Annotated in this window: 22 protein-coding genes; 11 read left to right on the top strand and 11 right to left on the bottom strand. The window is 38.4% G+C overall.

The genetic code is table 11. The annotated features are described in order from the left end of the window. Positions 1–13: 13 nt before the first annotated feature. The 4 genes from rutB to rutD all read right to left on the bottom strand — a co-directional run bounded on the left by rutB (position 14) and on the right by rutD (position 3,631). Positions 14–766, bottom strand: a complete 753-nt coding sequence (gene rutB / locus RMB03_RS14335; RefSeq protein WP_311076693.1) for a pyrimidine utilization protein B — start codon at positions 764–766, stop codon at positions 14–16. Further along, positions 763–1,881 carry a pyrimidine utilization protein A gene (rutA, locus tag RMB03_RS14330; protein WP_130173355.1) on the bottom strand — a complete coding sequence of 373 codons (1,119 nt, stop codon included), beginning with the start codon at positions 1,879–1,881 and terminating at the stop codon, positions 763–765. The genes rutB and rutA overlap by 4 nt, the downstream gene beginning before the upstream one ends. Positions 1,882–2,240: 359 nt before the next feature. Then, on the bottom strand, positions 2,241–2,828 hold the full coding sequence (locus RMB03_RS14325; protein ID WP_311076692.1) for a malonic semialdehyde reductase: 588 nt from the start codon (positions 2,826–2,828) through the stop codon (positions 2,241–2,243). After that, complete coding sequence (gene rutD / locus RMB03_RS14320; protein ID WP_311076691.1) at positions 2,825–3,631, bottom strand: pyrimidine utilization protein D; 807 nt, start codon at positions 3,629–3,631, stop codon at positions 2,825–2,827. Before rutD ends, RMB03_RS14325 begins: the two co-directional genes overlap by 4 nt. A 174-nt stretch (positions 3,632–3,805) precedes the next feature. Here rutD and RMB03_RS14315 point away from each other — a divergent pair, with 174 nt between their 5' ends. The 3 genes from RMB03_RS14315 (at position 3,806) to RMB03_RS14305 (ending at position 5,151) form a co-directional block, all read left to right on the top strand. After that, positions 3,806–4,162, top strand: a complete 357-nt coding sequence (locus RMB03_RS14315) for a DUF488 family protein (protein ID WP_311076690.1) — start codon at positions 3,806–3,808, stop codon at positions 4,160–4,162. Between the two features lie 91 nt (positions 4,163–4,253). After that, positions 4,254–4,598 carry a zinc ribbon domain-containing protein YjdM gene (locus tag RMB03_RS14310; protein WP_311076689.1) on the top strand — a complete coding sequence of 115 codons (345 nt, stop codon included), beginning with the start codon at positions 4,254–4,256 and terminating at the stop codon, positions 4,596–4,598. 211 nt (positions 4,599–4,809) lie between these two features. Beyond that, on the top strand, positions 4,810–5,151 hold the full coding sequence (locus RMB03_RS14305) for a YegP family protein (RefSeq protein ID WP_080027723.1): 342 nt from the start codon (positions 4,810–4,812) through the stop codon (positions 5,149–5,151). Between the two features lie 55 nt (positions 5,152–5,206). Here RMB03_RS14305 and RMB03_RS14300 read toward each other — a convergent pair whose 3' ends face one another. From RMB03_RS14300 to RMB03_RS14285, 4 genes are all read right to left on the bottom strand, one after another. Further along, on the bottom strand, positions 5,207–6,922 hold the full coding sequence (locus RMB03_RS14300) for a proline--tRNA ligase (protein WP_311076688.1): 1,716 nt from the start codon (positions 6,920–6,922) through the stop codon (positions 5,207–5,209). 58 nt (positions 6,923–6,980) lie between these two features. After that, positions 6,981–10,079 carry an efflux RND transporter permease subunit gene (locus RMB03_RS14295; RefSeq protein WP_311076687.1) on the bottom strand — a complete coding sequence of 1,033 codons (3,099 nt, stop codon included), beginning with the start codon at positions 10,077–10,079 and terminating at the stop codon, positions 6,981–6,983. Between the two features lie 15 nt (positions 10,080–10,094). Beyond that, positions 10,095–11,204 carry an efflux RND transporter periplasmic adaptor subunit gene (locus tag RMB03_RS14290; protein WP_311076753.1) on the bottom strand — a complete coding sequence of 370 codons (1,110 nt, stop codon included), beginning with the start codon at positions 11,202–11,204 and terminating at the stop codon, positions 10,095–10,097. 68 nt (positions 11,205–11,272) lie between these two features. Beyond that, on the bottom strand, positions 11,273–11,911 hold the full coding sequence (locus tag RMB03_RS14285) for a hypothetical protein (protein ID WP_311076686.1): 639 nt from the start codon (positions 11,909–11,911) through the stop codon (positions 11,273–11,275). Between the two features lie 285 nt (positions 11,912–12,196). On the opposite strand from RMB03_RS14285, the gene pilG reads away from it, so the two are divergent. The 6 genes from pilG (at position 12,197) to RMB03_RS14255 (ending at position 20,807) form a co-directional block, all read left to right on the top strand. Further along, the gene (gene pilG, locus RMB03_RS14280; protein ID WP_000389061.1) at positions 12,197–12,580 is read left to right on the top strand and encodes a twitching motility response regulator PilG; all 384 of its coding nucleotides are present in this window, start codon (positions 12,197–12,199) and stop codon (positions 12,578–12,580) included. A 23-nt stretch (positions 12,581–12,603) separates the two neighbouring features. Continuing rightward, positions 12,604–12,966, top strand: coding sequence for a PleD family two-component system response regulator (locus RMB03_RS14275; RefSeq protein WP_005036319.1), 363 nt, complete (start codon positions 12,604–12,606; stop codon positions 12,964–12,966). Between the two features lie 59 nt (positions 12,967–13,025). Further along, positions 13,026–13,562, top strand: coding sequence for a chemotaxis protein CheW (locus tag RMB03_RS14270; protein ID WP_005309806.1), 537 nt, complete (start codon positions 13,026–13,028; stop codon positions 13,560–13,562). Between the two features lie 42 nt (positions 13,563–13,604). Further along, complete coding sequence (locus tag RMB03_RS14265; protein WP_017392491.1) at positions 13,605–15,686, top strand: methyl-accepting chemotaxis protein; 2,082 nt, start codon at positions 13,605–13,607, stop codon at positions 15,684–15,686. 148 nt (positions 15,687–15,834) lie between these two features. Next, complete coding sequence (locus RMB03_RS14260; RefSeq protein WP_311076685.1) at positions 15,835–20,340, top strand: Hpt domain-containing protein; 4,506 nt, start codon at positions 15,835–15,837, stop codon at positions 20,338–20,340. Next, positions 20,340–20,807, top strand: coding sequence for a hypothetical protein (locus RMB03_RS14255; RefSeq protein ID WP_004639007.1), 468 nt, complete (start codon positions 20,340–20,342; stop codon positions 20,805–20,807). The genes RMB03_RS14260 and RMB03_RS14255 overlap by 1 nt, the downstream gene beginning before the upstream one ends. A gap of 35 nt (positions 20,808–20,842) precedes the next feature. Here RMB03_RS14255 and dapE read toward each other — a convergent pair whose 3' ends face one another. The 3 genes from dapE to RMB03_RS14240 form a co-directional block, all read right to left on the bottom strand. Then, a complete protein-coding gene (gene dapE / locus RMB03_RS14250) occupies positions 20,843–21,979 on the bottom strand; it encodes a succinyl-diaminopimelate desuccinylase (RefSeq protein WP_056483376.1) in 1,137 nt (378 codons plus the stop codon). Positions 21,980–22,104: 125 nt separating this feature from the next. Beyond that, a complete protein-coding gene (locus RMB03_RS14245; protein ID WP_003655297.1) occupies positions 22,105–22,248 on the bottom strand; it encodes an entericidin A/B family lipoprotein in 144 nt (47 codons plus the stop codon). A gap of 122 nt (positions 22,249–22,370) precedes the next feature. Continuing rightward, a complete protein-coding gene (locus RMB03_RS14240; RefSeq protein WP_311076684.1) occupies positions 22,371–23,252 on the bottom strand; it encodes a DUF1853 family protein in 882 nt (293 codons plus the stop codon). 103 nt (positions 23,253–23,355) lie between these two features. On the opposite strand from RMB03_RS14240, the gene RMB03_RS14235 reads away from it, so the two are divergent. Next, positions 23,356–23,715, top strand: a complete 360-nt coding sequence (locus RMB03_RS14235; protein WP_004639014.1) for a YbaN family protein — start codon at positions 23,356–23,358, stop codon at positions 23,713–23,715. A gap of 158 nt (positions 23,716–23,873) precedes the next feature. After that, a complete protein-coding gene (gene elsL, locus RMB03_RS14230) occupies positions 23,874–24,377 on the top strand; it encodes a cell wall-recycling L,D-carboxypeptidase ElsL (RefSeq protein WP_311076683.1) in 504 nt (167 codons plus the stop codon). The last annotated feature ends 260 nt before the right edge of the window (positions 24,378–24,637 follow it).

The raw sequence follows: 24,637 nt of genomic DNA, 5'->3' as shown, positions 1-24,637 counted from the left end.
TTAAATGTATGAATTAGGCAGATTGCTGTAGCAATGTTGATACCGAACTAAAGGTTTCAATGAAACTATTGGTGTCAGATACCCAGCCAAAAAAAGTTTTAATGTTATATAGCGCTGCGTCGTGAGCTTCTTGAGGTCCGGCTTGATAGCAAGCATCTTTAAGTGCAACACCGAAATATTCCAAAAAGAAACCATCACGTAAGGTCGACTCGACACAGACGTTGGTGGCAATACCAACGAAGACTAAATTACGAATGCCACGAGCACGTAAAATGCTGTCGAGCGCCGTGTTAAAGAAACCGCTATAACGTGGCTTTTCAATAATGATGTCTTGTGGAAGTGGTTGTAACTCATCAATTAAAGCAAAGTCCCAACCACCTTTAGATAAAAGTTGGCCTTGTAACTCAGGCTGTTTACGCATGGTTTTTAAAGCATTGGATTTATGAAAATTTGGTGAACCTAAACCACCAGCTTCGACGTAGTTTTTATCCCAACCATTTTGAAAATAGATGACCTGAATCCCTGCACTATGTGCAGCATCGATCGCCTTTTTAATATTTTCGACTACAGGCTTAGTCTTTGAGACATCAAAACCTGCTAAATCTAAATACCCACCTAAAGAGGTGTAAGCATTTTGCATATCAATGACAACAAGCGCAGTTTGTTCTGCTGCTAGTTGAATATGTTCAGGTTCGGCTTTTAATACTTTGCCTGTACCAATCTGTGCCGTGAATTCTGCACATACAATATTAGACATTTCATTCATGCGCTTTTCTCCAAAACAGTTGGTTCGGCTTGCTTTGTCAGTTCGGTAACGACACTTTCACGACATTTCATGAGCGGTTGAATGCGTTGACCAAAATCTTCTACGCCTTGTACAAAGTCATCAAAGGTCAACAAAATTCCCTCTGTCCCTTTAATCTCGGAAATTTGATCAAGCATTTTTGCGACATTTTTAAAAGAGCCAACAATGGTGCCCATATTGATATTGACGGGAGAAACGCTAGAGGCCATGTGGCGAATATTGGTGTCAGTCCCAGACACTTTATCTTTTGCACCTTGGTCTTGTAGCCAACGAATAGCTTCCATGTCTGCACCATCGTTATAGTGTTGCCACTTCTGCATTGCGGCTTCATCTGTTTCCGCAGCAATTACCATAAACAACACATAGGTCTGTACATTGCGTCCAGTTTTGTCGGTTTGAACTTTTAAGCGATCATTAATTTCGGCATAGGCTGTCGGTGTGTTTAAACCTTTTCCGAAAACAAAGTTGTAGTCAGCATATTTTGCTGAAAAAGCTAAACCAGCATCAGACTGTCCTGCACAGATAATTTTCATATCAGCTTGAGGCTGTGGTTTGACCTGACAATCATTCATCTGGAAGAACTCGCCTTTTAGGTCTGACTTCCCAGTTGCCCAAAGTTCACGTAAAACTTCGACATATTCAGATAAGTAATCATAGCGTTTAGCAAAATATTCATCGCCAGGCCACATACCCATTTGGGAATATTCAGGCATTTGCCATCCGGTCACGACGTTTAGTCCAAACCGACCGTTAGAAATCGAATCTATGGTCGATGCCATACGTGCCACAATTGCAGGAGGCATGACTAATGTTGCAGCGGTTGCATAAATTTGGATTTTACTGGTGACAGCAGCGAGACCTGCCATGAGGGTAAATGTTTCAAGGTTATAGTCCCAAAACTCAGTTTTTCCGCCAAAACCACGCAACTTAATCATGGAAAGGGCAAAGTCAAAACCGTAGTGTTCAGCACGCTGTACAATTTGTTTGTTTAATTCAAAGGTAGGTTTATATTGCGGTGCATTTTCTGAAAGCAGCCAGCCATTATTTCCAATTGGACAAAAAACGCCGATCTTCATCTTGATTCCCCATCGTGAGTTTAGGAAGTCGAACTGAAAGCTATAAAAGATATAATTTTCAGAATTAATATGTGTTTTTAATAATGCATACTGTGTGCCAACTTTTATATTTTTATATTTATCAGTATTTTATATTTATTGTTTGGTATAATTTTTATCAAATGATAAAAAATAATGCAATCATGCACCAAGGAGAAACTAACTTGCTTCATTGTGCATCATTTGATCAATTTCACTTTAGGAGTATTTACTACATTCAAGGGTTATAAAGCAGCAGAATAAAAAAGGCGACATTGAAGTCGCCGTGTAGAACTAAGGTATTTCTCTTTTGAGGTTGAAGATGGTGTTGTGGACTTTATTCATTCCACCCGACAAGCCTCTTCAAAATTTAAACGGGGGAGGCGAGTATAAACTTTTTGAGGGTCGCCATAGCCAATGTTAATGATGAGATTAATATGATGATTTGTCCCTGCGAAAAATAGTTCATTAACTTGTTTCGCATCAAAACCAGACATTGGTCCAGTATCTAAACCTAAACTACGACATGCCATAATTAAATATGCAGCTTGCAATGAACTATTACGAAAGGCAGTTTCATGTGCTACGGCTTCAGTTGATGTAAACCATGATTTTGCATCGGCATATGGGAATAGTTCTGGAAGTTTGTCATAAAATTTTGCATCGGTTGCAACCAAAACAGTGACAGGAGCTGTCATCGTCTTTTCTACATTGCCAGACGACAATGCTGGCTTGAGTTTTTGTTTAGCTTCCGGTGTGGTTAAAAATACAAAACGAGCAGGACTACAATTGGCAGAAGTCGGTGCCATTTTGACCAGATCATAAATTTGTTGAATTTGCTCAGGGCTGACGGCTTTGTCTAACCATTTGCTGTGGGTTCTGGCTTCTAAAAAGAGTTGATCTAAAATATTTAATGTTTTTGCATTCATGATAAAACCTTAATGCTATGGAAAAATTGAATGAACGTTTGATTTAGTCGTTGAGATTCGGTCACTGTGGAAGCATGTGCACCAGAAGGCAAAATATTGATTTGAGCATGATCAAGTTGAGTAAACAGATCGTGTGATTTATTTACTGGAACTAAAAAATCATCTTGATTAGCAACGATATGAATAGCGGTGTCTTGCAATGCCTGTACGTGTTCTGCTTGTAATTGAAAATCCATCAACGCTTTGAGTCGGGCAAATACATTTGTCTTAGGTGGAAAGTTTTGGAGTTGAATATCTTCGGTATTTTTAATGTGACTATGATTCTGAGAAATCCATGCTGGAGGATACAAAAACAATGCCTGTGCACGCACATAGGCTTCAGCGCCTGCTGATGCTAACAATGCGATACGGGCATCAAAACATTTTTGCGTATGGGCATCTAACTCATCCCACGCATTAATCAGTGTCAGGCTGAGCATGGTAATTGAGCTGGATTGTAGTTGCTTTGCGAGTTCCATTCCGATGATGCCACCCAAAGCATGCCCGATCATATGGAATTCATGAATTTGAAGATGTTCTAATAAGTGTAGTACTTGATTTGCCATGTCACACATATGGTAGTGTGCAGGTAATAAAGCACTGTCTTGGTGACAGCCTTCTTGGTCATAAGTTACGATGTTGAAATGCGTACTCAACGATTCAAGCTGTGGACTCCAAAAACTAGCATGACCACCTAACCCAGATGACAAAATCAAATAAGGGGCGTCTTTTTGAGATGAACATGGATAAATATAATATTTCATTTTTTACCATTTGATAAAATAATGAAAAATTCAAAAGCAATTTATATGCCTGAATTAATGAATAATGGCAAATTTAGACAATATTTAGAGCAAAAGATTTAAATTGTACAGGTAGGCAAATCAATGTGATGATTAAGCCAATACTATTTAGATTAAGCTGAGTAGGTGTCAGAAATGGATATACACATTAAAAGAATTTATGAAAATGCTGACCCTAGTGATGGAAAGCGAATTTTGGTTGACCGTCTATGGAGTAGGGGGATTAGTAAGGAAAATGCTCATTTAGATTTGTGGTTAAAAGAAGTGGCACCTTCAACAGAACTGCGCAAGTGGTTCCATGCGGCAACGCCAGATCATTGGGAAGAATTTAAGCAGCGTTATTTAAAAGAGCTTGAAACCAACTCCGCAGTCGAAGAGCTACAACACATTGTAGTAGAACATACAGTTACGCTTTTATATTCAGCAAAAGATGTTGAAAATAACCATGCAATTATTTTGAAAGAATATTTATTAAGTAAAAACTCAAAATGAATATATAAATTTTTTTTTGGTAAAAGTCTTTTATTTAAAACTTTAAAAAATGAGTCATATCTCGCATAATATACTTTTTGAGATTTTTTTCATGTCTTTGCCAAATTGCCCAAAATGCCAATCAGAATATACTTACCAAGATGGCGACTTATTGATTTGTCCTGAATGCTCAAATGAGTGGAAAGAAGGAGATGCTTTAGCAACTGAAGAGCAAGAAATTATTAAAGATGCTAATGGAAATATTTTAGCCGATGGCGACAGCGTGACTGTAGTTAAAGACTTAAAAATTAAAGGCTCATCTTCAGTGGTAAAAGTAGGCACGAAAGTAAAAACGATTCGCTTAGTTCTAGATGCAAGTGACGGTCACAATATCGATTGTAAAATCGACGGTATTGGTCAGATGAAATTAAAATCTGAATTTGTAAAAAAAGCTTAAATTGTTAATTTTCATTACATTTCGGCAGAGATATACGTCTATATCTCTGCTTTTTAAATTCCTAACATCATTATAATTTTATTACGAAAAAGTATAAAAAATGGGCTGTTCAAGGAGTGATTGCCCATTTATATTGTCATAAATAACAAATAACTTTCGTCCAGAATAATAACGAAAGTGATACCCACACCAACAAAAAAATGAGGTTTTTATGGCAGGATGGTACGAAATTTCACAATCGAGTGATGGTCAATACCGCTTTATCTTGAAGGCAGGAAATGGTGAACCTATTTTAAATAGTGAGCTATATAAGGCAAAAGCCTCTGCTGCAAATGGTATTGAATCAATTCAAAAAAACAGTGGTGATGACGCGCGATATGAGCGTTTAACTGCAAAGAATGGGAAACCTTATTTCAATTTAAAAGCTGCAAATCATCAAATCATTGGCACAAGTCAATTCTATGCGAGCGAAGCTTCACGAGATAAAGGAATTGAGTCTGTTAAAACCAATGGTTCATCAACGACCATCAAAGACTTAACAGTTCAGGCATAAAAACTAAGCTAAAAAAAAGCAGCTTCTAAAAGCTGCTTTTTTATTTATATATTTATTAACGCGCTAACTTAGCTAAAAGTTCTTCTTTGGTTAAATTGCTCGCTTCAGCATCTCGGCGGCCTTTATATTCAAAAGTGCCTGCATCAAGACCTTTTTCACCAATCACGATACGGTGTGGAATACCCATTAATTCAAGGTCAGAGAATTTAACGCCCGGACGTTCGTTACGATCATCAAGTAATACATCAAAACCTTGTGCCTGAAGCTCTGCATAAAGAGATTCTGCTGCTTCAAGAGTACGGGGTGATTTGTGCGCATTCATTGGAACAATTGCAATTTCAAAAGGTGCAATGGCTTGTGGCCAGATAATGCCTTTGTCATCGTAATTTTGTTCAATTGCAGCTGCAACTACACGTGTTACACCAATACCGTAGCATCCCATGGTTACTGTAAATGGTTTGCCATCTTCACCTAGAACTTTACAGCCTAAAGCTTCTGAGTATTTAGTACCAAGCTGGAAAATATGGCCTACTTCAATACCACGTTTAATTTGTAGTGTACCTTTGCCATCTGGAGATGGATCGCCTTCAACTACATTACGCAAATCGAAAACTTCGGTAATTTGTGCATCACGCTCCCAGTTTACACCTACAGCATGTTTGTCAGCTTCATTTGCACCAGCAACGAAGTCTGAAAGAACAGATGCAGCGCGGTCAACAATCACAGTTAAGCCTTTTTCGACTAAACCTTGTGGACCTGTAAAGCCAGCAGTTAAACCAAATGCTTGAAGTTGTTCTTCAGTTGCAAAAGTAAGAGGGGCAGCCACTAAAGGATGCTTCTCAGCTTTAATCTCATTAAGTTCGTGGTCACCACGTACAAATAGAGCAACGACAGGAACCTGACTTTTTTCGTCAGCCACGCCTTGAACCAATAATGCTTTAACAGATTGCTTAGGATCAGCATTTAAGAATTGGCAGACATCGTCAATCGTTTTCTGATCTGGTGTTTCAACCAATTTTAGTTCTTGAGTAGGGGCTGCACGTTCACCCACTAAAACAGCCTCAGCCATTTCAACGTTTGCTGCATAATCAGATTCAGTTGAAAATGCGATGTCATCTTCACCACTTGAAGCCAAAACGTGAAACTCATGTGAAGCTGAACCACCAATTGAACCTGTATCCGCTTGTACTGGGCGGAAGTCTAAGCCTAAGCGAGTGAAAATACGGCTGTATGTGTCGTACATCACGTCATAAGTTTCTTGTAACGATTCTTGAGTTGCATGGAAAGAATAAGCATCTTTCATGATGAACTCACGTGAACGCATTACACCAAAACGTGGACGAATTTCATCACGGAATTTGGTTTGAATTTGATAGAAATTTACAGGAAGCTGCTTATAACTTTTGAGTTCGTTACGCGCCATATCCGTAATAACTTCTTCATGCGTTGGTCCAAGTACAAATGGGTTCGCATGGCGATCTTTAAAGCGTAATAATTCAGGACCGTATTGTTCGTAGCGACCTGATTCTTCCCAAAGACTTGCAGGTTGAGTCACGGGCATGAATACTTCCATTGCACCTGAACGGTTCATTTCTTCACGAACAATTGCATCTACTTTTTTAAGCACACGTGTTCCCATCGGCAGCCATGTATATAAACCAGATGCCAATTTACGAATCATCCCCGCACGTAACATGAGCTGGTGTGAAATCACTTCAGCATCATTTGGGGTTTCTCTCAACGTTGCAAATAAAAAGCGGCTTGCGCGCATGGAAAAAGTCCTAAAAGTTAAGCGTTATAAAAACGCAGATTATACGATAATCGCTGCATTATGACATGAATCGTCGAGTTTGACGCAGCATAAAGTTTTTCAAGTCATCTAGATAAGTGAAAATGACGGGTACAACCACAAGAGTCAATAGGGTAGAGGTAATCACTCCCCCAATCACAGCGTGAGCCATTGGTGCACTTTGCTCACCGCCTTCGCCAAGACCTAAAGCTAATGGAACCATCCCCATCACCATAGCGCTTGTGGTCATTAAAATTGGGCGTAAACGAGTTTTGCCAGCTTGTAAAATAGCATCATAACGGCTGACACCCTGATCCATCGCTTTCTTAATAAAATCGATAAGCAAAATAGCGTTTTTAGTGACAAGCCCCATAAGCATGATAATGCCAATAATCGAAAACAGGTTCAGTGTGCTTTGGAACAAGAAGAGGGCAAGGAATACGCCAATGAGTGATAATGGTAAAGAGGCCATAATCGCAGCAGGATGGATAAAGCTATTAAATTGAGAACCTAAAACAATATAGATAAATACAATCGATAGGGTAATTGCTGTTAATGCATATCCGGCAGATTCTGCCATATCGGCATTGGCACCTTGAGTATCAAATGTATAGCCCGCAGGTAGCTTAAACGCCTTTTGCATTTTATCGATGTCTTGGCCAATATCGCCACTAGGACGTCCCGAGGTATTTGCCTCAATGAGCACTTCACGCTCAAGATCACGTCGATTAATTTGTGAAGCACCGAGTTTCTCTTCAGTCGTTGCCACTGCGTTAAGTGGAACTAAAATGTTTTGCCCATTGGCATTGGTTTTATTTGAGTTGAGATATAGGTTCTGAACATCTTGCGGCAGCATACGTTTATTTTCGTTTAAACGGACATTAACGTCATAGTTTTCACCATCCCGATCTTCCCATGTTGTCACATTATCACCAGCAATTAATGGACGAATCGCATTGGCAATTTGTGAAACAGATAGGCCTAAATCACTTGCCAGTACACGATTAATATGAACACCCAAAGTTGGTTTTGGTTCTTTCAAAGAGCTTTCTAAATCAACTACACCTTTAATTTTTTCCATTTCAGCGATAAAACGATCTGAAATTTTTTGTAGTTCATTTAAGTCTGTCCCTTTAATAGAAATCATGATTGGCTTTTGCCCACCCGAGACAGAATCTTGTGCTGCGGCAACAGACGTAACTCGAATGCCCGCTACAGTTTGCAAACGATCACGGAATTCATTATTGAGCGTATTAAGATCCTTATTCCGCTGTTGTTTCGGCTTTAAGGTAACGCCCAAACCGGCGCGGTTTTTACCAGAATCAACCCCACTATTGACAACACCATAAGTTGAAACGACATCTGGAAATTGCCTGATAATTTGGTCAACCTGATGGAGTTTTGCTTGGGTATATTCCAAAGAAGCGTCTACAGGAGTTTCAAACTGAATCCGAATTTCACCTTTATCTGGGGTAGGTACAAATTCAGTTCCAATGAGTTTAGAAAGTCCTAATGCAGCAAATAATGAAGCGATTGCAATAATCACCGTGATGAAACGGAAGCGTAGAGCAAGTTTTAATAGCTTTTCATATACATGACTAAGCCGATCTAGCAAATTAGAAATATGGTCAAAAAACCGTTGTAGCCAATTATCTTTTTTCTTGACCGGATCTTTCCAGTGAGCAGAAAGCATTGGATCGAGTGTAAAGCTAATAAACATTGAAATTAGAACAGCGGTACTCACTGTTACACCAAACTGATAAAAGAAACGTCCAATCAGTCCGCCCATAAAGGCAACAGGTAAAAAGACGGCCACAATAGTAAGGGTAGTTGCGAGTACAGCCAAACCAATTTCTTTTGTCCCTTCAAGGGCAGCGGTGACATGATCTTTGCCAAGTTCTGTATGTCTTACAATATTTTCCCGAACGACAATCGCATCATCAATTAATAGACCAATACTGAGTGATAGGGCTAACAGCGTCATCATGTTAATGCTAAACCCAAAAGCCCAGATAAAAGTTAGGGTTCCAAGAAGGGTAATGGGTAAGGTTAAACCTGTAATGACGGTAGAGCGGAAAGAGCCTAAAAATAATAAAACAATTAAAACTGCTAAGGCGGCACCTTCAATAATAGTGCGGGCAACGTCTTTAATTGAAGCGCGAATGCCTTTAGAGCTATCAGCTACGACTTTATAATTTAAACCCGCAGGCATCTGAGCTTTTAACTTCTCTAAAGTTTGATAAGTTTTGTCTACGACTTGAATTACATTGGCATCGGAACTTTTTAAAATATCAATAGAGACAGCCGTTTTACCATTATAAAAAGCGCTTGATTGTAGTTCTGCTTGAGTGTCTTCAACAGTTGCGACTTGCTTTAAAAAAATCGGTGAACCATTTTTATTGGCAATCACCAAATCGCCAAATGCAAGGGGATGAATAACCTTTGATTGAATCTGTACAACCAGTTCAGAGTTCTTTTGTTGTAAGGTTCCAGCAGGAACTTCAATGTTTTCATTTTTTAACGTATTAATGACCTGATCGATGCCAATACCGTAACTTTGTAATTGCTCAGGAAGAATTTTTATTCGTATTTGTCGTTTGGCATCCCCCAATAAATTCACATTACCGACACCAGACACGGTTTTGAGTTGAGGCACGATCCGTTTATCGACATATGAACTTAATTGAGCCAAATTCATGCTAGTAGATTCAAATACGACTGACATAATTGGGCTAGAGGAAGGGTCGTAGCGCTGTACAATTGGTGTATCAATTTCATCACGGAACTGTGCTGTGACGGGAGCAATTTTGTCTCGAACATCTTGTGCTGCAATGGCTGAAGATGTATCAAGATTAAACTCTGCAACGACCATTGAAAAACCTTCACTTGAACGTGAAGTAATTTGCTTAATGCCTGAAATCGTATTGATTTGATCTTCGAGTTTTTTAGTAATATCTGATTCGACAGCTTCAGGCGAAGCACCAGCATATTCTGTAGTGACTACTACGAATGGGAAATCTATATTTGGAAACTCTTCAACGGTCATCCGTTTCCAAGAAGCTAACCCGAGTACCATTAAGCTGATCATCATCATAATAGTAAAAACGGGGTATTTCACACTGATTCGAGTAAACCACATACGCTATTTGCTACCTTATTTATTTTTGTCGTTTGTAACCGTCACTTTTTTATTAATGTCGGAATCTTCAAATTGAATACGGCTCACCAGATCTGTGCTTTGCAAGCCACCAACCAAAGCAATATTGTCGTTATAGCGTTGTTCAATCACTCGAATTTTAACTTTTTGAATAGTGTGATTACGTACCACCCATACAAAAGGATCATGTTGCATATTTTGAATGCTGTCTAAAGGAATCGTTTGGCCTTGATTGGTATCACTACGAAGAATATTTCCATTAATGAAAGCCCCTATGCTTAACGAATCAATTTTTTCTTTAGGAACTGCAAAAAATTCGATTTGTCGGCTGTCTTGATCTGCAACAGGTGAAATACGAGTAAGCGTTGCGTTTAATTGTTTAGAATTTCCCTGAATCTGATATTGAATACTGTTACCTACTTTAAGAGCAGACTGTTGCTCAATTGGTAACTTGGCCTGTATTTCAAGTTGGTCTGGATTTACGATTTCAAATAGCGTTTGACCAACTGATACAGTCTGACCAGGTTCTACTTGTCGTTTAGTAATCACACCTGAAATTGGACTGGTAATAATTCCGTCTTGATCAGCCTTTCGAGCAATATCAACATTCGCTTGTTGAGCTTTTACACTTTCAAGTTGGCCTTTGTAGTCAACCTGACTCTGTTCAAACTCAACACGAGCAATAAACCCTTGATTAAACAGTCTTTGCTTTCGGTTCATTAAATTGCGTGCAAGTTCAGCTTGTGATTGAGCTGATGCAAGGTTGGCGCGCGCTTGTGCTAATCGTGCAACATTGTCCTGATTATTCAATCTCACTAAAACTTGGCCTTTTTGTACCTGTTGGCCAACATTTGTAGTTACAGTGGTCGCCGTGGCGCTCACTTGAGCCTGAATTGAACTTTGCTGAACCGCACGAATCGTTCCTGTAAAAGCAGTTTGAGAGTCAAGTGCTCCCTCTTTAACTGCAATCAGGTCTTGAGGAATGAGTTCAATTTTTGCTGGAGCTGATGCCGTTGTTTTAGTTGTTTCTTGCTGATTACATGCAGCTAAAATCAAACATAAACTAATAATACTCAGTTTAAAAATAGTGGAAGGGGTGAGATGCATTTTGTGCATACAGCATCATCCTATAATTCAAATTTTATTTTGCCCCTATTCTTGATAAACCTTTACAGTTATTCAAGCTTTTTTAAACGTTCGATAATATTTTCATACTCGCTATTGGTACGGTTGTAGGTCTTGGAAAGTGTTTCAAGTGTTTGTTTGACCCTGTAAATATTATTTAGATTGTTTTCAATCAACGTCTTATGATGCTCAGGAATAACTTCTCTCTTTCTGAAATATTCCATTTCTTGACGTTTAAATAAAATTTTGTCTTGTTGTAACTGGTCGAGTTGTTCCTGTTGATAGTTAATTTGCTTCTTTATAGCAAGTAATGCTTGATCTCTTTTAATCGTGGCTGTTTTACTATTGCTATAGGCTTTTTTTAATTTGATATCTAGTTCTCTATGCCGTGCTGATAATGCCCGTTGACTTGATTGATTTAAATCAGCCTGCGCATTATAAGAATGGTTTCTTTTAATCACTTGCATATTTTGATCTAGAACTTCATAACCATAACGAATATGAGCAGGTGTGACTGATGTACTGATATTGGCCGTACCGTGTTGATCATAATAACGATACCAGACCACTTTAGAAGTATCGGCTATAGCAAGGGTAGAGGCCCAGAAAAAGAGTGAACCGAAGGAAATAATGCCTATAGATACAGACAAGCAGTTCCTATAAAAGGCATATTTCATCCAATCATTCATTGAAAATCCCCAGAAAAGAAAGCTAAATCGCTTATTTTTAAATAATTAATCTTTATTATATTAGTTATTATTTAGCTGAATAAAAATATAGTCATTATAAAAAAAATGATAATTTCAATTAAAGTGTGATGAGGTTAAAAGTTATTGTTTGTAAATGAGAAAGTAGACAAAAATGCCTCATTGAAAATAGACCGTGAGATATGTTAAAAATGCTTATAAATGCGTAAAAACAAATTTAAGTTAAATTGCATTTATATTTTATATTTATTGGGGATGGAAGATTAAATGGAAGATGCATTCCAAAATCTGAAAGTAATGGTAATTGATGACTCAAAAACCATTCGCCGTACAGCCGAAACTTTATTACAGCGAGAAGGCTGTGAAGTGATTACTGCGGTGGATGGATTTGAAGCTTTGTCCAAAATTGCAGAAGCAAATCCAGATATTGTTTTTGTCGATATCATGATGCCTCGTTTAGATGGTTATCAAACTTGCGCTTTGATTAAAAACTCTCAAAATTATCAGAACATTCCCGTTATCATGCTCTCTAGTAAAGATGGTTTATTTGATCAGGCAAAAGGGCGTGTGGTAGGTTCAGATGAATACTTGACGAAACCTTTTAGCAAAGATGAATTGTTAAACGCGATTCGTAATCACGTAAGTTCATAATTAAGTAATTTAAGGGCAAAGAAATGACACGTATTCTCATTGTTGATGATTCACCAACAGAAACTTTTCGTTTTAAAGAAATTCTAACCAAGCATGGTTATGACGTACTTGAAGCATCTAATGGTGCAGATGGTGTAACTTTGGCAAAAGCAGAACAGCCTGACTTAGTGTTAATGGATGTTGTAATGCCAGGTGTAAATGGTTTTCAGGCAACACGCCAGATTACCCGTGATGAAGACACTAAGCATATTCCTGTGGTAATCGTGAGTACTAAAGATCAGGCAACTGACCGAGTATGGGGCAAGCGTCAAGGTGCAATCGACTATCTGATTAAACCTATCGAAGAAAAGCAATTGATTGATGTAATTAAACAATTTCTAAAGTAACTCATCCATCCATAAAAACATAAATAACGGGGTTATATGCCCGTTTTATAGGATCGAGTATGGCAGCGAATGGATTTATCGAGTTACTTCGTTTGTCTAAACGGGGTAATAAGAATTACGCTTCAGTTCAAAATGAAGCACAGCGATGGTCAGGGATTGCTTTTGAAATGAGAGGGCAATACTTCGTCGCACCACTTGGGGAAGTGTCAGAAGTTATCTATCCACCGAAATATACGCCAGTTCCAAATGCTCAAAGTTGGGTGAAGGGTTTGGCGAACATTCGGGGGCGGTTGCTTTCGGTTTCTGATTTGGCTCATTTTATTTCAGGGCAACGAAGTACATTTTCGTCTGCCCAAAAAGTGTTATGTATTAGCCATCACGACCAGTATGTGGGGTTGGTTGTGGATCAGGTCTTGGGGATTCAGCACTTTAATAAAAAAAGTTTTTTTTCTCAAAGCTTAGACTTAGAGGAAAATCTAAAAGATTATTGCCAAGGTTATTTTCACCAACATAACCAGCATTGGCATGTCTTTTTATTTAGTCGTTTATTGCAAAACCCACATTACATGAATGCATCGACAAAATTTATAAACTAATTTTTACGCTGTGAAAAACAGAGTATTTTCTGGGGAGAAGCTATGGGCTTTAAGCTTAAAAAGAAAGGCGGCAATCGTGTTGCGTCCGAAAAATCGGGTCTCAATTTTATTGCAAAAATCCAGTCGGAAATTGATCAATACGCCAGTTTATTTGGGGAAAGTAAAAAGTCCAAGCCTATCCTTTATGTAGCGTTGTTATGTTTAGTATTTGCTTTAACTTCGCTCGTTTATTTATTTTATAGCGTACCTCGACATAACCAATTAACACGTAGTTTGGGTGAGTTGCGTTTATTGTCACAAACTATTTCTAGACAGGCTACAGAAGCAACGGCTTCTGGATCACCTAAAGCCATGAAAGACTTGGCTGAATCAAATAAACTTTTTGCAGAAAATATGAAAGATGTTGAAAATATTTATGGTACATCTTCAAAAGAATACAAAAAGGTTGCGGTCCTGTGGAAAGCTTTGTCTTATGACATTAACTTGATCTCGTCACATCAGGACGTAATTAATCAGTTATACAACATGAATATCTCGATTAGTGACTCTATTCCTGAGATTCAGGCTGAATATAACTTGATGGTCGATAAGATGGTTCGCGAAAAAGTAGCGAGCAATCAGGTGATTATTGCTAAAAACCAGGTATTTATTGCAGAACGTATTTTACGCTCTATTAACTCCGTTTTGGTTGGTACAGAAAACTCTCAGACCTCAGCACATGATTTTGGTGTGGATATTGAGACCTTTGGTGTGTATTTAAATGCACAGCTAAATGGAAATGCTGAATTGGGTGTTGCTAGAGTTGAGTCCCCAGAAGTGCGTGAGTCTTTGGAAGGTATTAAATCTGAGTATGATCAAGTTTTAAAATCTGCAGCGGCATCAGTTCTTAAACATACAGATCAGATTGTAAACGTACGTCAGTCATCAGGTGAGATCTTCTCAGAATCTGATGAGATGTTATCTGCATTGGGTAATCTTTCTGAGCAAACACACTATGGTTGGAAAGCCTTTACTTTAGTTGCACTTCTTACATTGTCACTTCTTGGCTTAATTAGCTCGGTCTTAAAGCTTTTATCACTTCGTAGTAAAGCAGATAAACAACGTGTAGCTACCTTGCAAGAAGAATATGACCGTAACCAAAACGCGATTTTACGTTTACTAGATGAAATCGCCGACTTGGCAGATGGTGACTTGCGTTCATATGCAACGGTATCTGAGGACTTTACTGGAGCGATTGCCGACTCGATTAACTTTGCGATTGACCAATTACGTGATCTTGTATCCCGAATTCATGAAACTTCTCAGGAAGTTGCCCGCTATACGCAGGATACACAAAATATTACTAACCAGTTGGCAGAAGCATCAGAGCATCAGGCACAAGAAATTGCCGGCGCATCAACCGCAATGAATGAAATGGCGCAATCAATTGACCAAGTATCTTCAAATGCATCTGAATCTACCGAAGTAGCAGAACGTTCGGTACAAATTGCTTCTAATGGAGCACAAGTAGTAAACCGTTCAATTGAAGGTATGGACACGATTCGTGAACAGATTCAGGAAACCTCTAAACGTATTAAACGTTTGGGTGAGTCTTCACAAGAAATTGGTAACATCGTATCGTTAATTAATGACATTGCAGACCAAACAAACATTCTTGCATTAAATGCAGCAATTCAAGCATCTATGGCAGGTGAAGCAGGGCGTGGTTTTGCCGTGGTTGCAGACGAAGTACAGCGTCTTGCAGAACGTTCTGCATCGGCAACTAAACAGATCGAAACTCTGGTTAAAACAATTCAGACCGATACGAATGAAGCTGTTATTTCAATGGAACAAACAACCACTGAGGTTGTGCGCGGAGCGAACTTGGCAAAAGATGCAGGTATTGCCTTGGACGAGATTCAAAAAGTATCTGGTGACTTGGCAAACTTGATGGCCAACATTTCTGATGCAGCAAAACTTCAGTCTGCATCTGCGAGTCACATTGCGACAACCATGACCGTCGTACAAGAAATTACTTCGCAAACGACAACTGCGACATTCGATACAGCGCGTTCTGTTTCTGAATTAGCAAATATGGCAGAGTCATTACGTGAATCGGTAACGGACTTTAAATTACCTGATTAAATTGGGGACGAGGATAGCTGTTTCTATACTAGCTATTCTTCTAAAAAGTATTAACAACACCAGATAAGTATTGGGGACACAGCTATTTATCTGGTGTTGACTCTGTCGTTTTTCTCCATTTAGGGGACAAGCAAAAGAAGCCTTTGCTATGAAAGAAATATTAAAAACTTTAACTGAAGCAATGATGCTACCGGAAGATAGCTATTCTCAACAAGATGCTGAATTTCTTGATATCTTCGTTGAAGAAATTGAAGAAATTTTTGTTGAATTGCAATCTTTGATTCATGAATGGATGCAATCTAAAAATGTTGCTACGCTGACTGAGATCCGTCGCCATTTTCATACCTTGAAAGGTTCAGGGCGAATGATTGCAGCGAAATCCTCTGCTGAGCTTGCTTGGACTGTAGAAGATACGCTTAATCGTGTAATCAATGAGAGTCTCACATTAACTCCTAACATCCAACAATATGTTCAGTTGGTATTTAAGTTCTATTTCTTTAAATTAGTAGATGACTTTAAATCTAAAAAGGAACATGCAGTAGATTTTAGACCTCTTATTTTATTGGGACAACAATTACAACAACAGCAAAGTCTAGAGCCTGCTTTAGAAGAACTTTTATTATTATCGGATACTCTCACTGCGGAAACTAAGACTGGTTTAGAGGTGGATGATTTAGAACAGGAATCAGATGATTTAACTCTAGAAACCGCCATAGAAAGTGAACATAACCTTGCTGAAACCTTAGTTTTATTTATGGAAGAGGCGGAGGAACACTTAGCGACCATCGATCAATTCTTAGAACAAGAAATACATCAGCACGAGAGTTACAATGCGCTAATCCGTGCATTACATACGTTGCGCGGCAGCTCGGCAATGGCTCGGGTAGAAGCAATTTTTGATGCCAGTACCAAGGTTGAGCATTTATTTAAAATCCTATTACAAGAAGAGCTATCTTCTCATTCAGAAGAAATTTTACTACTCCGTGATTACCATCAGTTTATTCGAAATTGTTTAGATCTATTGGCTGAGCATTGCTCTAATGAGCAATTAGACTCTAACCTGAAACAGTTCAATCAGGTTTGGGATGCTTATATGGAGCAGCATGGGGAGCATGCGAGCCCGCTCACGCCTCCGCATGGTCTAGTATCTCAGCTTTTACAGCTAGATGTTTCAGAATTACTTGATGCAGAGTTAGATTTTGAAAAGGGAATTCGTTCTGAGTTTCCTCATTATCTTGAACGTTTAAGTGAACAAGCTGATTTGTTATTGCAACATACTCAGTCGCAGGCCATGGTTGGTTTATATGAATATACGAACCAGCTGAAAGATAGCTATGACGTATTGCTTGATCGACCTGATTTATTACACTCAGATTATGTTTTTGAAATTTATCAGAAAGCACATCAACAATTAATTCAGTTATTTGATGCATTAGCTGCGGGTCAAAGAGTTAGTATTATTGAGCAACACCAAAATATTTTGGAAGAGCTAAAACTATATACCCAATATATTCCAAGTCTTAATTCTGAACCATTAGAAAGTCATCAGGAAGTTGTTGAGTTGCTATTTAGTGCTGATGTAGAACAAACAGCAAATGAATCTTCAGCATCTATCGAAAGTGTATTAACTGATCATGTAGTGATGAGTCAGAGTGTGCATTTAGATCGCCAGTTCATGTCTACTGAGCATGTAAACCGTTATTTTGATCCAGAACTGTTAGATATTTTTCTTGAAGAAGCCGATGAGTTGCTTGAAGGAATGGATACAGATCTTAATATTTGGGTTAATGATCAAGAGAACTTTGCTGCTCTTAATAATCTGATGCGCTATTTGCATACCTTAAAAGGTGGGGCAAATATGATTCAGGCAAATTATATTGGTTTAATTGCACATGAATTAGAAAGTATTTATGAGCGCTTAATTCAAAGACAGTTAATTACTTCATCTGCTCTCATTGATTTTATCCGTTTGGTTCAAGATGATTTAGCTGATCGCCTACAAATAGTACGTGAACAGCACCTAGATTATTCTGCTTCTCATACTATTCAAGCACTTAAGAATGCAGGTAAGGTATATAATTCCCTCGGGTCTGCTGCTAAAGAGATGCAAGCAGAGTCTGAAACAGATGTTGTACCAGAATTAAGTTTTGAAGTATTACAACAAGAAGCTATACACAATACTGCGTTAAATCTCGATGAGTTAACTTCTAATTTTGAGCAGATTGTTGAGTCTAATAATAGACTTGTTGAACACACAGAATTACAAGCTTTTGATGCAGAAGGCTATACAGACAGTATCCAAGATCAGGATATTGACTCTGTTGTCGAGCAGACATTTATGGAGGAAGCGGCCGAGCTGTTAGAGATGGCCGATCACCTATTAAAGCAGTGGTTTGAGCAGCGTACCAATCGTAGTATCTTGCTTCAGCTACAAAGGGCAGTGCACAGCTTGAAAGGTGGTTCCCGTATGGTGGGACTTGAAACCGTACAAGCGATTGCCTATCAACTTGAAAATGCTTTTGAAAAATTTGCGCTTTATCATTTTAGCTCAAATATTTATGACAACTTGCTAGAGAGTGCGATTGTTTGGTTAAAAGAGGCAATTTTCAAGCAAAATTATCAACATTTCGATGGTTTACAACAAAGTTTAGAAAATATTCAGTTTATTGAAACTGCAATACAAATTCCAAGTAAGTTGACCAGAACTGATCTATTTAGCACTGAACCTGTAATGAGCTTTGTGCAAGGTGATGGGGCAGAACCACCGCCAATGATGGGGGCATGGGAACAAACGCGGCATCTTGAACAAAATAATGAGATGATCCGGGTTTCGGCAGATTTAATTGAGAAAATGATTGATTTGTCTGGTGAAAATTCGATTAACCGTTCACGAATTGAAATGGATCTCAGTCAATTTGGTCATACGTTAGTGGAAATGGAATTAGCCATTCAACGACTAGCAGACCAGTTACGTCGAATGGAAGGCGAATTAGAAAGTCAGATTATTGCAAAACACGGTATTGAGCACTCTCGTTATACCGAATTTGATCCTCTGGAGATGGACCAATATTCTTCATTGAATCAATTATCGAAATCACTTGCCGAATCTGCATCGGATTTAGTGGATTTTAAAAATACATTATCTGAAAAAATCAGAGACACTGAAAGTTTGCTGGTACAGCAGTCACGTATTCAGGCCGAAATTCAAGAAGGCCTAATGCGAACACGATTAGTACCATTTTCTCGATTGCTACCTCGTTTACAAAGAATTGTGAGGCAGACTTCTACTGCATTGGATCGACCAGCAGAGCTTTTTGTTAATAATACCGAAGGTGAATTAGACCGGACAATGCTAGAGCGTTTGGTTACGCCACTTGAGCACATGCTTCGAAATGCAATTGACCATGGTTTAGAAGATCGTGTGCAGCGTGAACAAGCGCGAAAACCAGAAACTGGACGTATTGAACTGAATATTCATCGTCAAGGTACGGATGTTGTTGTTACATTTAAGGATGATGGCCGAGGTATTGATATCGAGAAGGTCCGTCAAAAGGCCCTATTGTCTGGTTTGATTAATCCTGAACAAGTATTAGAACATCAAGATATTTTACAGTTGATTTTCCATCCAGGGTTAAGTACGGCCGATCAAGTCACTCAGATTTCAGGTCGTGGTGTAGGACTAGATGTTGTACAAAGTGATATTAAAGCTTTGGGCGGACATGTGAGTGTGGACTCTGTGTATGGGCAAGGAACAATCTTTACCATACGTGTTCCAACCACAGTAGCTGTTAGTGATGCCTTAATGGTTAAAGTTGCTGATCAACAATTTGCAATTCCATTGGCTCAAATTGATCGAATTGTTCGAGTTTCACCAACATCATTAGAACAGTATTTTGGAAGCGCACAAGAATTCTTTGAATTTGAAAATAAACGCTATCCATTACGCTATTTATCTGAGTTTGTTGGTAATCAACCAATTCCACGTTTAAGCGGGATGATGTATTCACTACCAGTATTAATGATTAAGACCAATAATGGACAAACAATTGCATTATTGGTTGATCAGCTTATTGGTTCACGTGCGCAGATTGTGGTCAAGCCAATCGGGCAGCAGTTCTCTAGTATTGGCGCGATTGCAGGCGCAACTATTTTAGGTGATGGTCAAGTTTGTCTAATTTTAGATGGACAAAATATTGCTCGCCAAATTCAGTCTACTCGCCGACATAAGCAGCTTAATGAAGCTATCTATAGACAACGTGAGTCTGATGAACGCCGTCTCATTATGATTGTAGATGACTCTGTCACAGTCCGTAAGGTAACGACTCGTTTACTCGAACGTCAGGGCTATGACGTAGTCACTGCTAAAGATGGTATTGATGCAATTGAGCAGTTGGAAAATATTAAACCAGATCTGATGCTGCTTGATATCGAAATGCCGCGAATGGATGGCTTTGAGGTACTTAACCTCGTACGACATCATGATCTACATCAAGATATGCCAGTCATTATGATCACATCCAGAACTGGCGAAAAACACCGTGAACGAGCATTTACTTTAGGGGTTAACCAATACATGGGTAAACCTTTCCAAGAAGAAGACTTACTTCACAATATTGATGCTTTTTTCACGACACGTGAAGAGGAACTTGCCTAATGAAGAGTCATATCAGTACATCTTTAATTAATGAAATGGATCAGCAAGAACTTCAACATTTAATTACTGTTTCAACTGGTTTTATTGATGCATATATTATTGAATGCGATCAGCAAGTGCCGATGCTATTGCCACAAAACATAGTGTTATCAGCTATGGATGTTAAAAATGGTATCAAGCATATTGAATGGCATGACGTAAAACTTCCAGTCTATACAGTGCATAATGAAATTGATTCGCGAGCGGTGGCATTAGTTATTGAAAGTGAAGATATCAGCCAACGTTTTGCACTCATATGTAAATCGATGCCAGTTTCAGTTCGTCTGCGTATTTCTGAAGTCGTAGATGAAAACGAAGATATACAGGACTCTTTACAGCACCCAACTGTATTTAAATATGTGCGTATGGAGAATCAACGCTACCATGTTCCTAATTTGCAATATATTCAAAATTCACTTCATTTATAAAAAAAAGGAACTCAATTTGAGTTCCTTTTTAATTTTTATTTAGCTAATAAATTTTCTAAAATTTGCTCATAAATATCAGTCAATGGATCGAGGTCATGTACGTCAACATGTTCATTAATTTGATGAATTGTTGCGTTAAGAACCCCTAACTCCAATACTTGTGCGCCTGTTGGAGCAATAAAACGTCCGTCAGAAGTACCACCACTTGTTGAAAGCTCAGTTTCAGTGCCAGTTACATTTAAAATCGCAGTTTGAGCTGCATTAACGAGTTCACCAACTGGCGTCAGGAAAGGTAAACCAGAGAGATTCCAAACGATTTCATACTGTAAACCGTGTTTATCTAAAATTTCATGAACACGTTGTTTAAGCTGTTCAGCAGTCACTTCTGTTGAATAACGGAAGTTAAAAGTAACTTCTAAAGTACCTGGAATTACGTTGGTTGCGCCAGTTCCAGCATGAATATTTGAAATCTGAAATGATGTTGCTGGGAAATATTCATTTCCATTATCCCAAACGCTTTGGCATAGTTCTGTTAAAGCAGGTGATGCTTCGTGAATTGGGTTTAGTGCTAAATGTGGATAAGCCACATGGCCTTGTTTACCTTGGACTTTTAATACTGCATTGAGGGAACCACGACGCCCATTTTTAACAATATCACCTAATTTATGAGTACTTGAGGGTTCGCCGACCAAACACCATTTAATTTTTTCATTACGTTCTTCAAGAGTCTCAATAACCTTAACCGTACCGTTAACCGCAGGACCTTCTTCATCAGAAGTAATTAGAAATGCGATAGAGCCTTTATGGTCTGGATGTTTTGCTACAAAACGCTCAGATGCGACAACCATAGCAGCCAAAGCTGTCTTCATATCTGCCGAACCGCGACCATATAATTTTCCATCGCGGATTTCAGGTGCAAATGGGTCTGAATTCCATGCTTCTAATTTACCTGTCGGGACTACGTCAGTATGACCTGCAAAACAAAATACAGGTTCTTCAGTTCCACGACGTGCCCAGAGATTATCTACCTCACCAAAACGCATTGGTTCAATATGAAAACCAACTTGGCTTAAACGGTCTGCCATGATGGTCTGGCAAGTATGATCAATTGGAGTAACAGAAGGTTGTTGTAAAAGTTCTAGGCTAAGCGAGAGAGTATCTGAATGGTTCATACCGGAAATTGCGTGCTGATCAGGTGAAATATAGTCCGATATAATAGGCGAATCTCTACGTGATGGGTACGTAAAAATAAAAAAACCTTATCGGAATGATAAGGTTTTTTAGTGATAACTCTAACTTACATTTTATCTTGTGTTTTTTCAGCAGTATTCGTTACAGCATCACCTGCTTTAGAAACATCTTTACCAAAACCCTTAAACGTATTACAGCCTGTTAAAACAACAGCAATCATTACAGAAGCAGCTAAAACTTTTTTCATCATTTTCTCCGTTTAAATTTAATAATGAAGTAAATTTAGATTAAAAAACAAACGGAAAAAGAAACATGACTGTTTAATAGTAAAAACGTTATAAAATGTGTCTAGAATCTTAAATTTATTGTTAATTATCTAAATTTCTGCATGTTGGACTTCAATTTTAAGTGTGAAGAATGTCTAAACATATAAAACAGAACTTCCTGACCATTTTTACAATATAAGCCGTCTGTCCACCAATGTGCTGGGGCGGAACTAGGCTGTTTATTTGGACACAGCCATTCGTGCCTTTCTAATCGATAAAAAGAAGAATGAGGAATTGTGGTGCCCCAATAGCCCAAACGACGCTTTAAATTGATCCAGTCAGGTAGAGGCTGCTGTAAATTTAACTCTAAAGGTAGATAAAGTTGTCCCTTTAAAACTGCAAAGCGTTGATGAATTTCAAAGTTTAATGCTTCAAGAAATTGAAATTGTTTGTTGGTAAAGTGGTAAAGCTTTTTGCTTAAAGTATCCTGACGGTTCAGGCCAATCCATTGTTCTAAATGTAAATCTGCCTCACCGAGATAATATTTTAAGGCGACCTCCCAATGTTCAATTTTTTGAGTGTCTTTATTTAAAATTAAAAAATCCAGCTCGCCTAATGTTTTTGCCCCCTCAATTTTTTGAATACTATGTCCCAATAATTGATAGGGATGGTACTGATCCTCTTGTAACCAAAACCAGAGTAGATGCTCAAAGCGTAAACCTAAACGTGTACTTTTAAGCTGAGATAAAAACTGAATTAAAGGCTCTGGGGACTGATCGAGCTCTTTTAAACGTGGCAAATAATTTTGAAAATGACTTTCCCATACTTCGGGTGGATGTAGCTTAAAATGATGTTGTATGTATAGACTTTTTGGTAGTTGGGTAAGTAAATTTGGACTAGCAATACAAAATGCCAGCTGTCGGACTATTGGATGTTGAAATTGAAGCCATGGCTCGAAATAGGACGTTTTAACTGAGGCAATATTCATACATTTAATACTCGAAGTAATTCATCCTAATTTCATAACGGATCAACAAAAAACATTAGAAAAACACTTTATACTAACGCCAACAGCAGGTTAAGGTTTATATATGCGAACATTGTTCTGGCGCTCTTTAGTCGTGATTTTTATCACGCTAGGCATTATTGGAGCAATTTTACCAGGTATGCCGACAACAGTGTTTTTGATTCTGGCTGCTTGGGCTGCTTCAAAAGGCTGGCCACAAATGGATGATTGGTTGTTAAACCACCCTAAATATGGACCAACATTACGTGATTGGCGAGCCAATGGCACAGTACCTCGTAAAGCGAAGTGGATTGCAAGCATAATGATGGCAATTAGCGGAATTATAATGCTATTTACTTCAGCGCCACTTTTGGTCAAGGCTTTTACTGATATTACTATGTTCATCGTTGCAGTTTGGTTATGGCTACGCCCTGAGCCAAAATAAAAGATTAATAATCTTTTATTTTGATGTAAGACAAGCAGTAAAACTGCGCGTAGATAGAAGAAGATTGATAATCTTTTATTTTCAGTGCAAGAGAAGCCCTTACAATAATTTTTTAGTTAAACTCAAAATATTTGAGTTGATATAAGAGAATAAGTTCAATGTCTCAATTTAAGTTCGAAGATGCTGATGTTCTCATCGATTTAGCAAACCAAACATTAACTTTGCCTAAACATAATAAGTTTTATGTCATTTCTACAGGAAAGAATGGAATTGGTGAGCAGGAAAACACGGGTAGAACACCACGTGGATGGCATAGAGTGGCGAAGAAAATTGGTGCAGAGGCTCCCCAAAATGCAGTTTTTATCGCGCGTAAGCCAACAGGGGAGGTTTATAGCACTGAGTTAGCTGCCCAATATCCTGAGCGAGACTGGATACTTTCTCGTATTCTCTGGTTAGATGGGTTAGAAGAAGGTTTTAATAAAGGGGAAGGCCACGACACTATGCAACGTTATATCTACATTCATGGAACTCCAGACACGCAACCAATGGGGGTGCCAATGTCACATGGGTGTGTTCGAATGCGTAATGAAGAAATCATTGAGCTATTTGATTTAGTTGCCGAAGATGCATTAGTTTATTTGTCTGAACAATCTTTAACCTGAGTACGAGTTTTATCTATTCTTGATTAGCGGTGTAAATGCAGAAAATATTGAAATAAGTGTTTAAATAAAATACAAAAAATTGTTTTTTACTTAATAATGACTTATTTTTAATCATTCATTCGCATTTTTTTAAAAAGAAGTCGAAAAGCGTTTGACACCTGTTAAAGATTCTCTATAATGCACCTCACAAACGATGAAGACGTTAAAGGGCGCTTAGCTCAGTTGGTAGAGCGTCTGCCTTACAAGCAGAATGTCGGCGG

It is taken from the genome of Acinetobacter sp. V91_7, from assembly GCF_031799075.1.
GTDB classification, from domain to species: Bacteria; Pseudomonadota; Gammaproteobacteria; order Pseudomonadales; family Moraxellaceae; genus Acinetobacter; species Acinetobacter calcoaceticus.
This window is presented reverse-complemented; position numbering and strand designations above follow the sequence as displayed.

Excerpts from the sequence above, each read along its gene's own strand:
- RMB03_RS14275 (WP_005036319.1), top strand. The coding sequence starts at position 12,604 with ATGACACGTATTCTCATTGTTGATGATTCACCAACAGAAACTTTTCGT.
- RMB03_RS14235 (WP_004639014.1), top strand. The coding sequence starts at position 23,356 with ATGCGAACATTGTTCTGGCGCTCTTTAGTCGTGATTTTTATCACGCTA.
- RMB03_RS14260 (WP_311076685.1), top strand. The coding sequence starts at position 15,835 with ATGAAAGAAATATTAAAAACTTTAACTGAAGCAATGATGCTACCGGAA.
- RMB03_RS14255 (WP_004639007.1), top strand. The coding sequence starts at position 20,340 with ATGAAGAGTCATATCAGTACATCTTTAATTAATGAAATGGATCAGCAA.
- elsL (WP_311076683.1), top strand. The coding sequence starts at position 23,874 with ATGTCTCAATTTAAGTTCGAAGATGCTGATGTTCTCATCGATTTAGCA.
- RMB03_RS14325 (WP_311076692.1), bottom strand. The coding sequence starts at position 2,828 with ATGAATGCAAAAACATTAAATATTTTAGATCAACTCTTTTTAGAAGCC.
- rutD (WP_311076691.1), bottom strand. The coding sequence starts at position 3,631 with ATGAAATATTATATTTATCCATGTTCATCTCAAAAAGACGCCCCTTAT.
- RMB03_RS14300 (WP_311076688.1), bottom strand. The coding sequence starts at position 6,922 with ATGCGCGCAAGCCGCTTTTTATTTGCAACGTTGAGAGAAACCCCAAAT.
- RMB03_RS14310 (WP_311076689.1), top strand. The coding sequence starts at position 4,254 with ATGTCTTTGCCAAATTGCCCAAAATGCCAATCAGAATATACTTACCAA.
- RMB03_RS14285 (WP_311076686.1), bottom strand. The coding sequence starts at position 11,911 with ATGAATGATTGGATGAAATATGCCTTTTATAGGAACTGCTTGTCTGTA.
- RMB03_RS14265 (WP_017392491.1), top strand. The coding sequence starts at position 13,605 with ATGGGCTTTAAGCTTAAAAAGAAAGGCGGCAATCGTGTTGCGTCCGAA.
- RMB03_RS14315 (WP_311076690.1), top strand. The coding sequence starts at position 3,806 with ATGGATATACACATTAAAAGAATTTATGAAAATGCTGACCCTAGTGAT.
- rutA (WP_130173355.1), bottom strand. The coding sequence starts at position 1,881 with ATGAAGATCGGCGTTTTTTGTCCAATTGGAAATAATGGCTGGCTGCTT.
- RMB03_RS14305 (WP_080027723.1), top strand. The coding sequence starts at position 4,810 with ATGGCAGGATGGTACGAAATTTCACAATCGAGTGATGGTCAATACCGC.
- rutB (WP_311076693.1), bottom strand. The coding sequence starts at position 766 with ATGAATGAAATGTCTAATATTGTATGTGCAGAATTCACGGCACAGATT.
- pilG (WP_000389061.1), top strand. The coding sequence starts at position 12,197 with ATGGAAGATGCATTCCAAAATCTGAAAGTAATGGTAATTGATGACTCA.
- RMB03_RS14245 (WP_003655297.1), bottom strand. The coding sequence starts at position 22,248 with ATGATGAAAAAAGTTTTAGCTGCTTCTGTAATGATTGCTGTTGTTTTA.
- dapE (WP_056483376.1), bottom strand. The coding sequence starts at position 21,979 with ATGAACCATTCAGATACTCTCTCGCTTAGCCTAGAACTTTTACAACAA.
- RMB03_RS14270 (WP_005309806.1), top strand. The coding sequence starts at position 13,026 with ATGGCAGCGAATGGATTTATCGAGTTACTTCGTTTGTCTAAACGGGGT.
- RMB03_RS14240 (WP_311076684.1), bottom strand. The coding sequence starts at position 23,252 with ATGAATATTGCCTCAGTTAAAACGTCCTATTTCGAGCCATGGCTTCAA.
- RMB03_RS14295 (WP_311076687.1), bottom strand. The coding sequence starts at position 10,079 with ATGTGGTTTACTCGAATCAGTGTGAAATACCCCGTTTTTACTATTATG.
- RMB03_RS14290 (WP_311076753.1), bottom strand. The coding sequence starts at position 11,204 with ATGCATCTCACCCCTTCCACTATTTTTAAACTGAGTATTATTAGTTTA.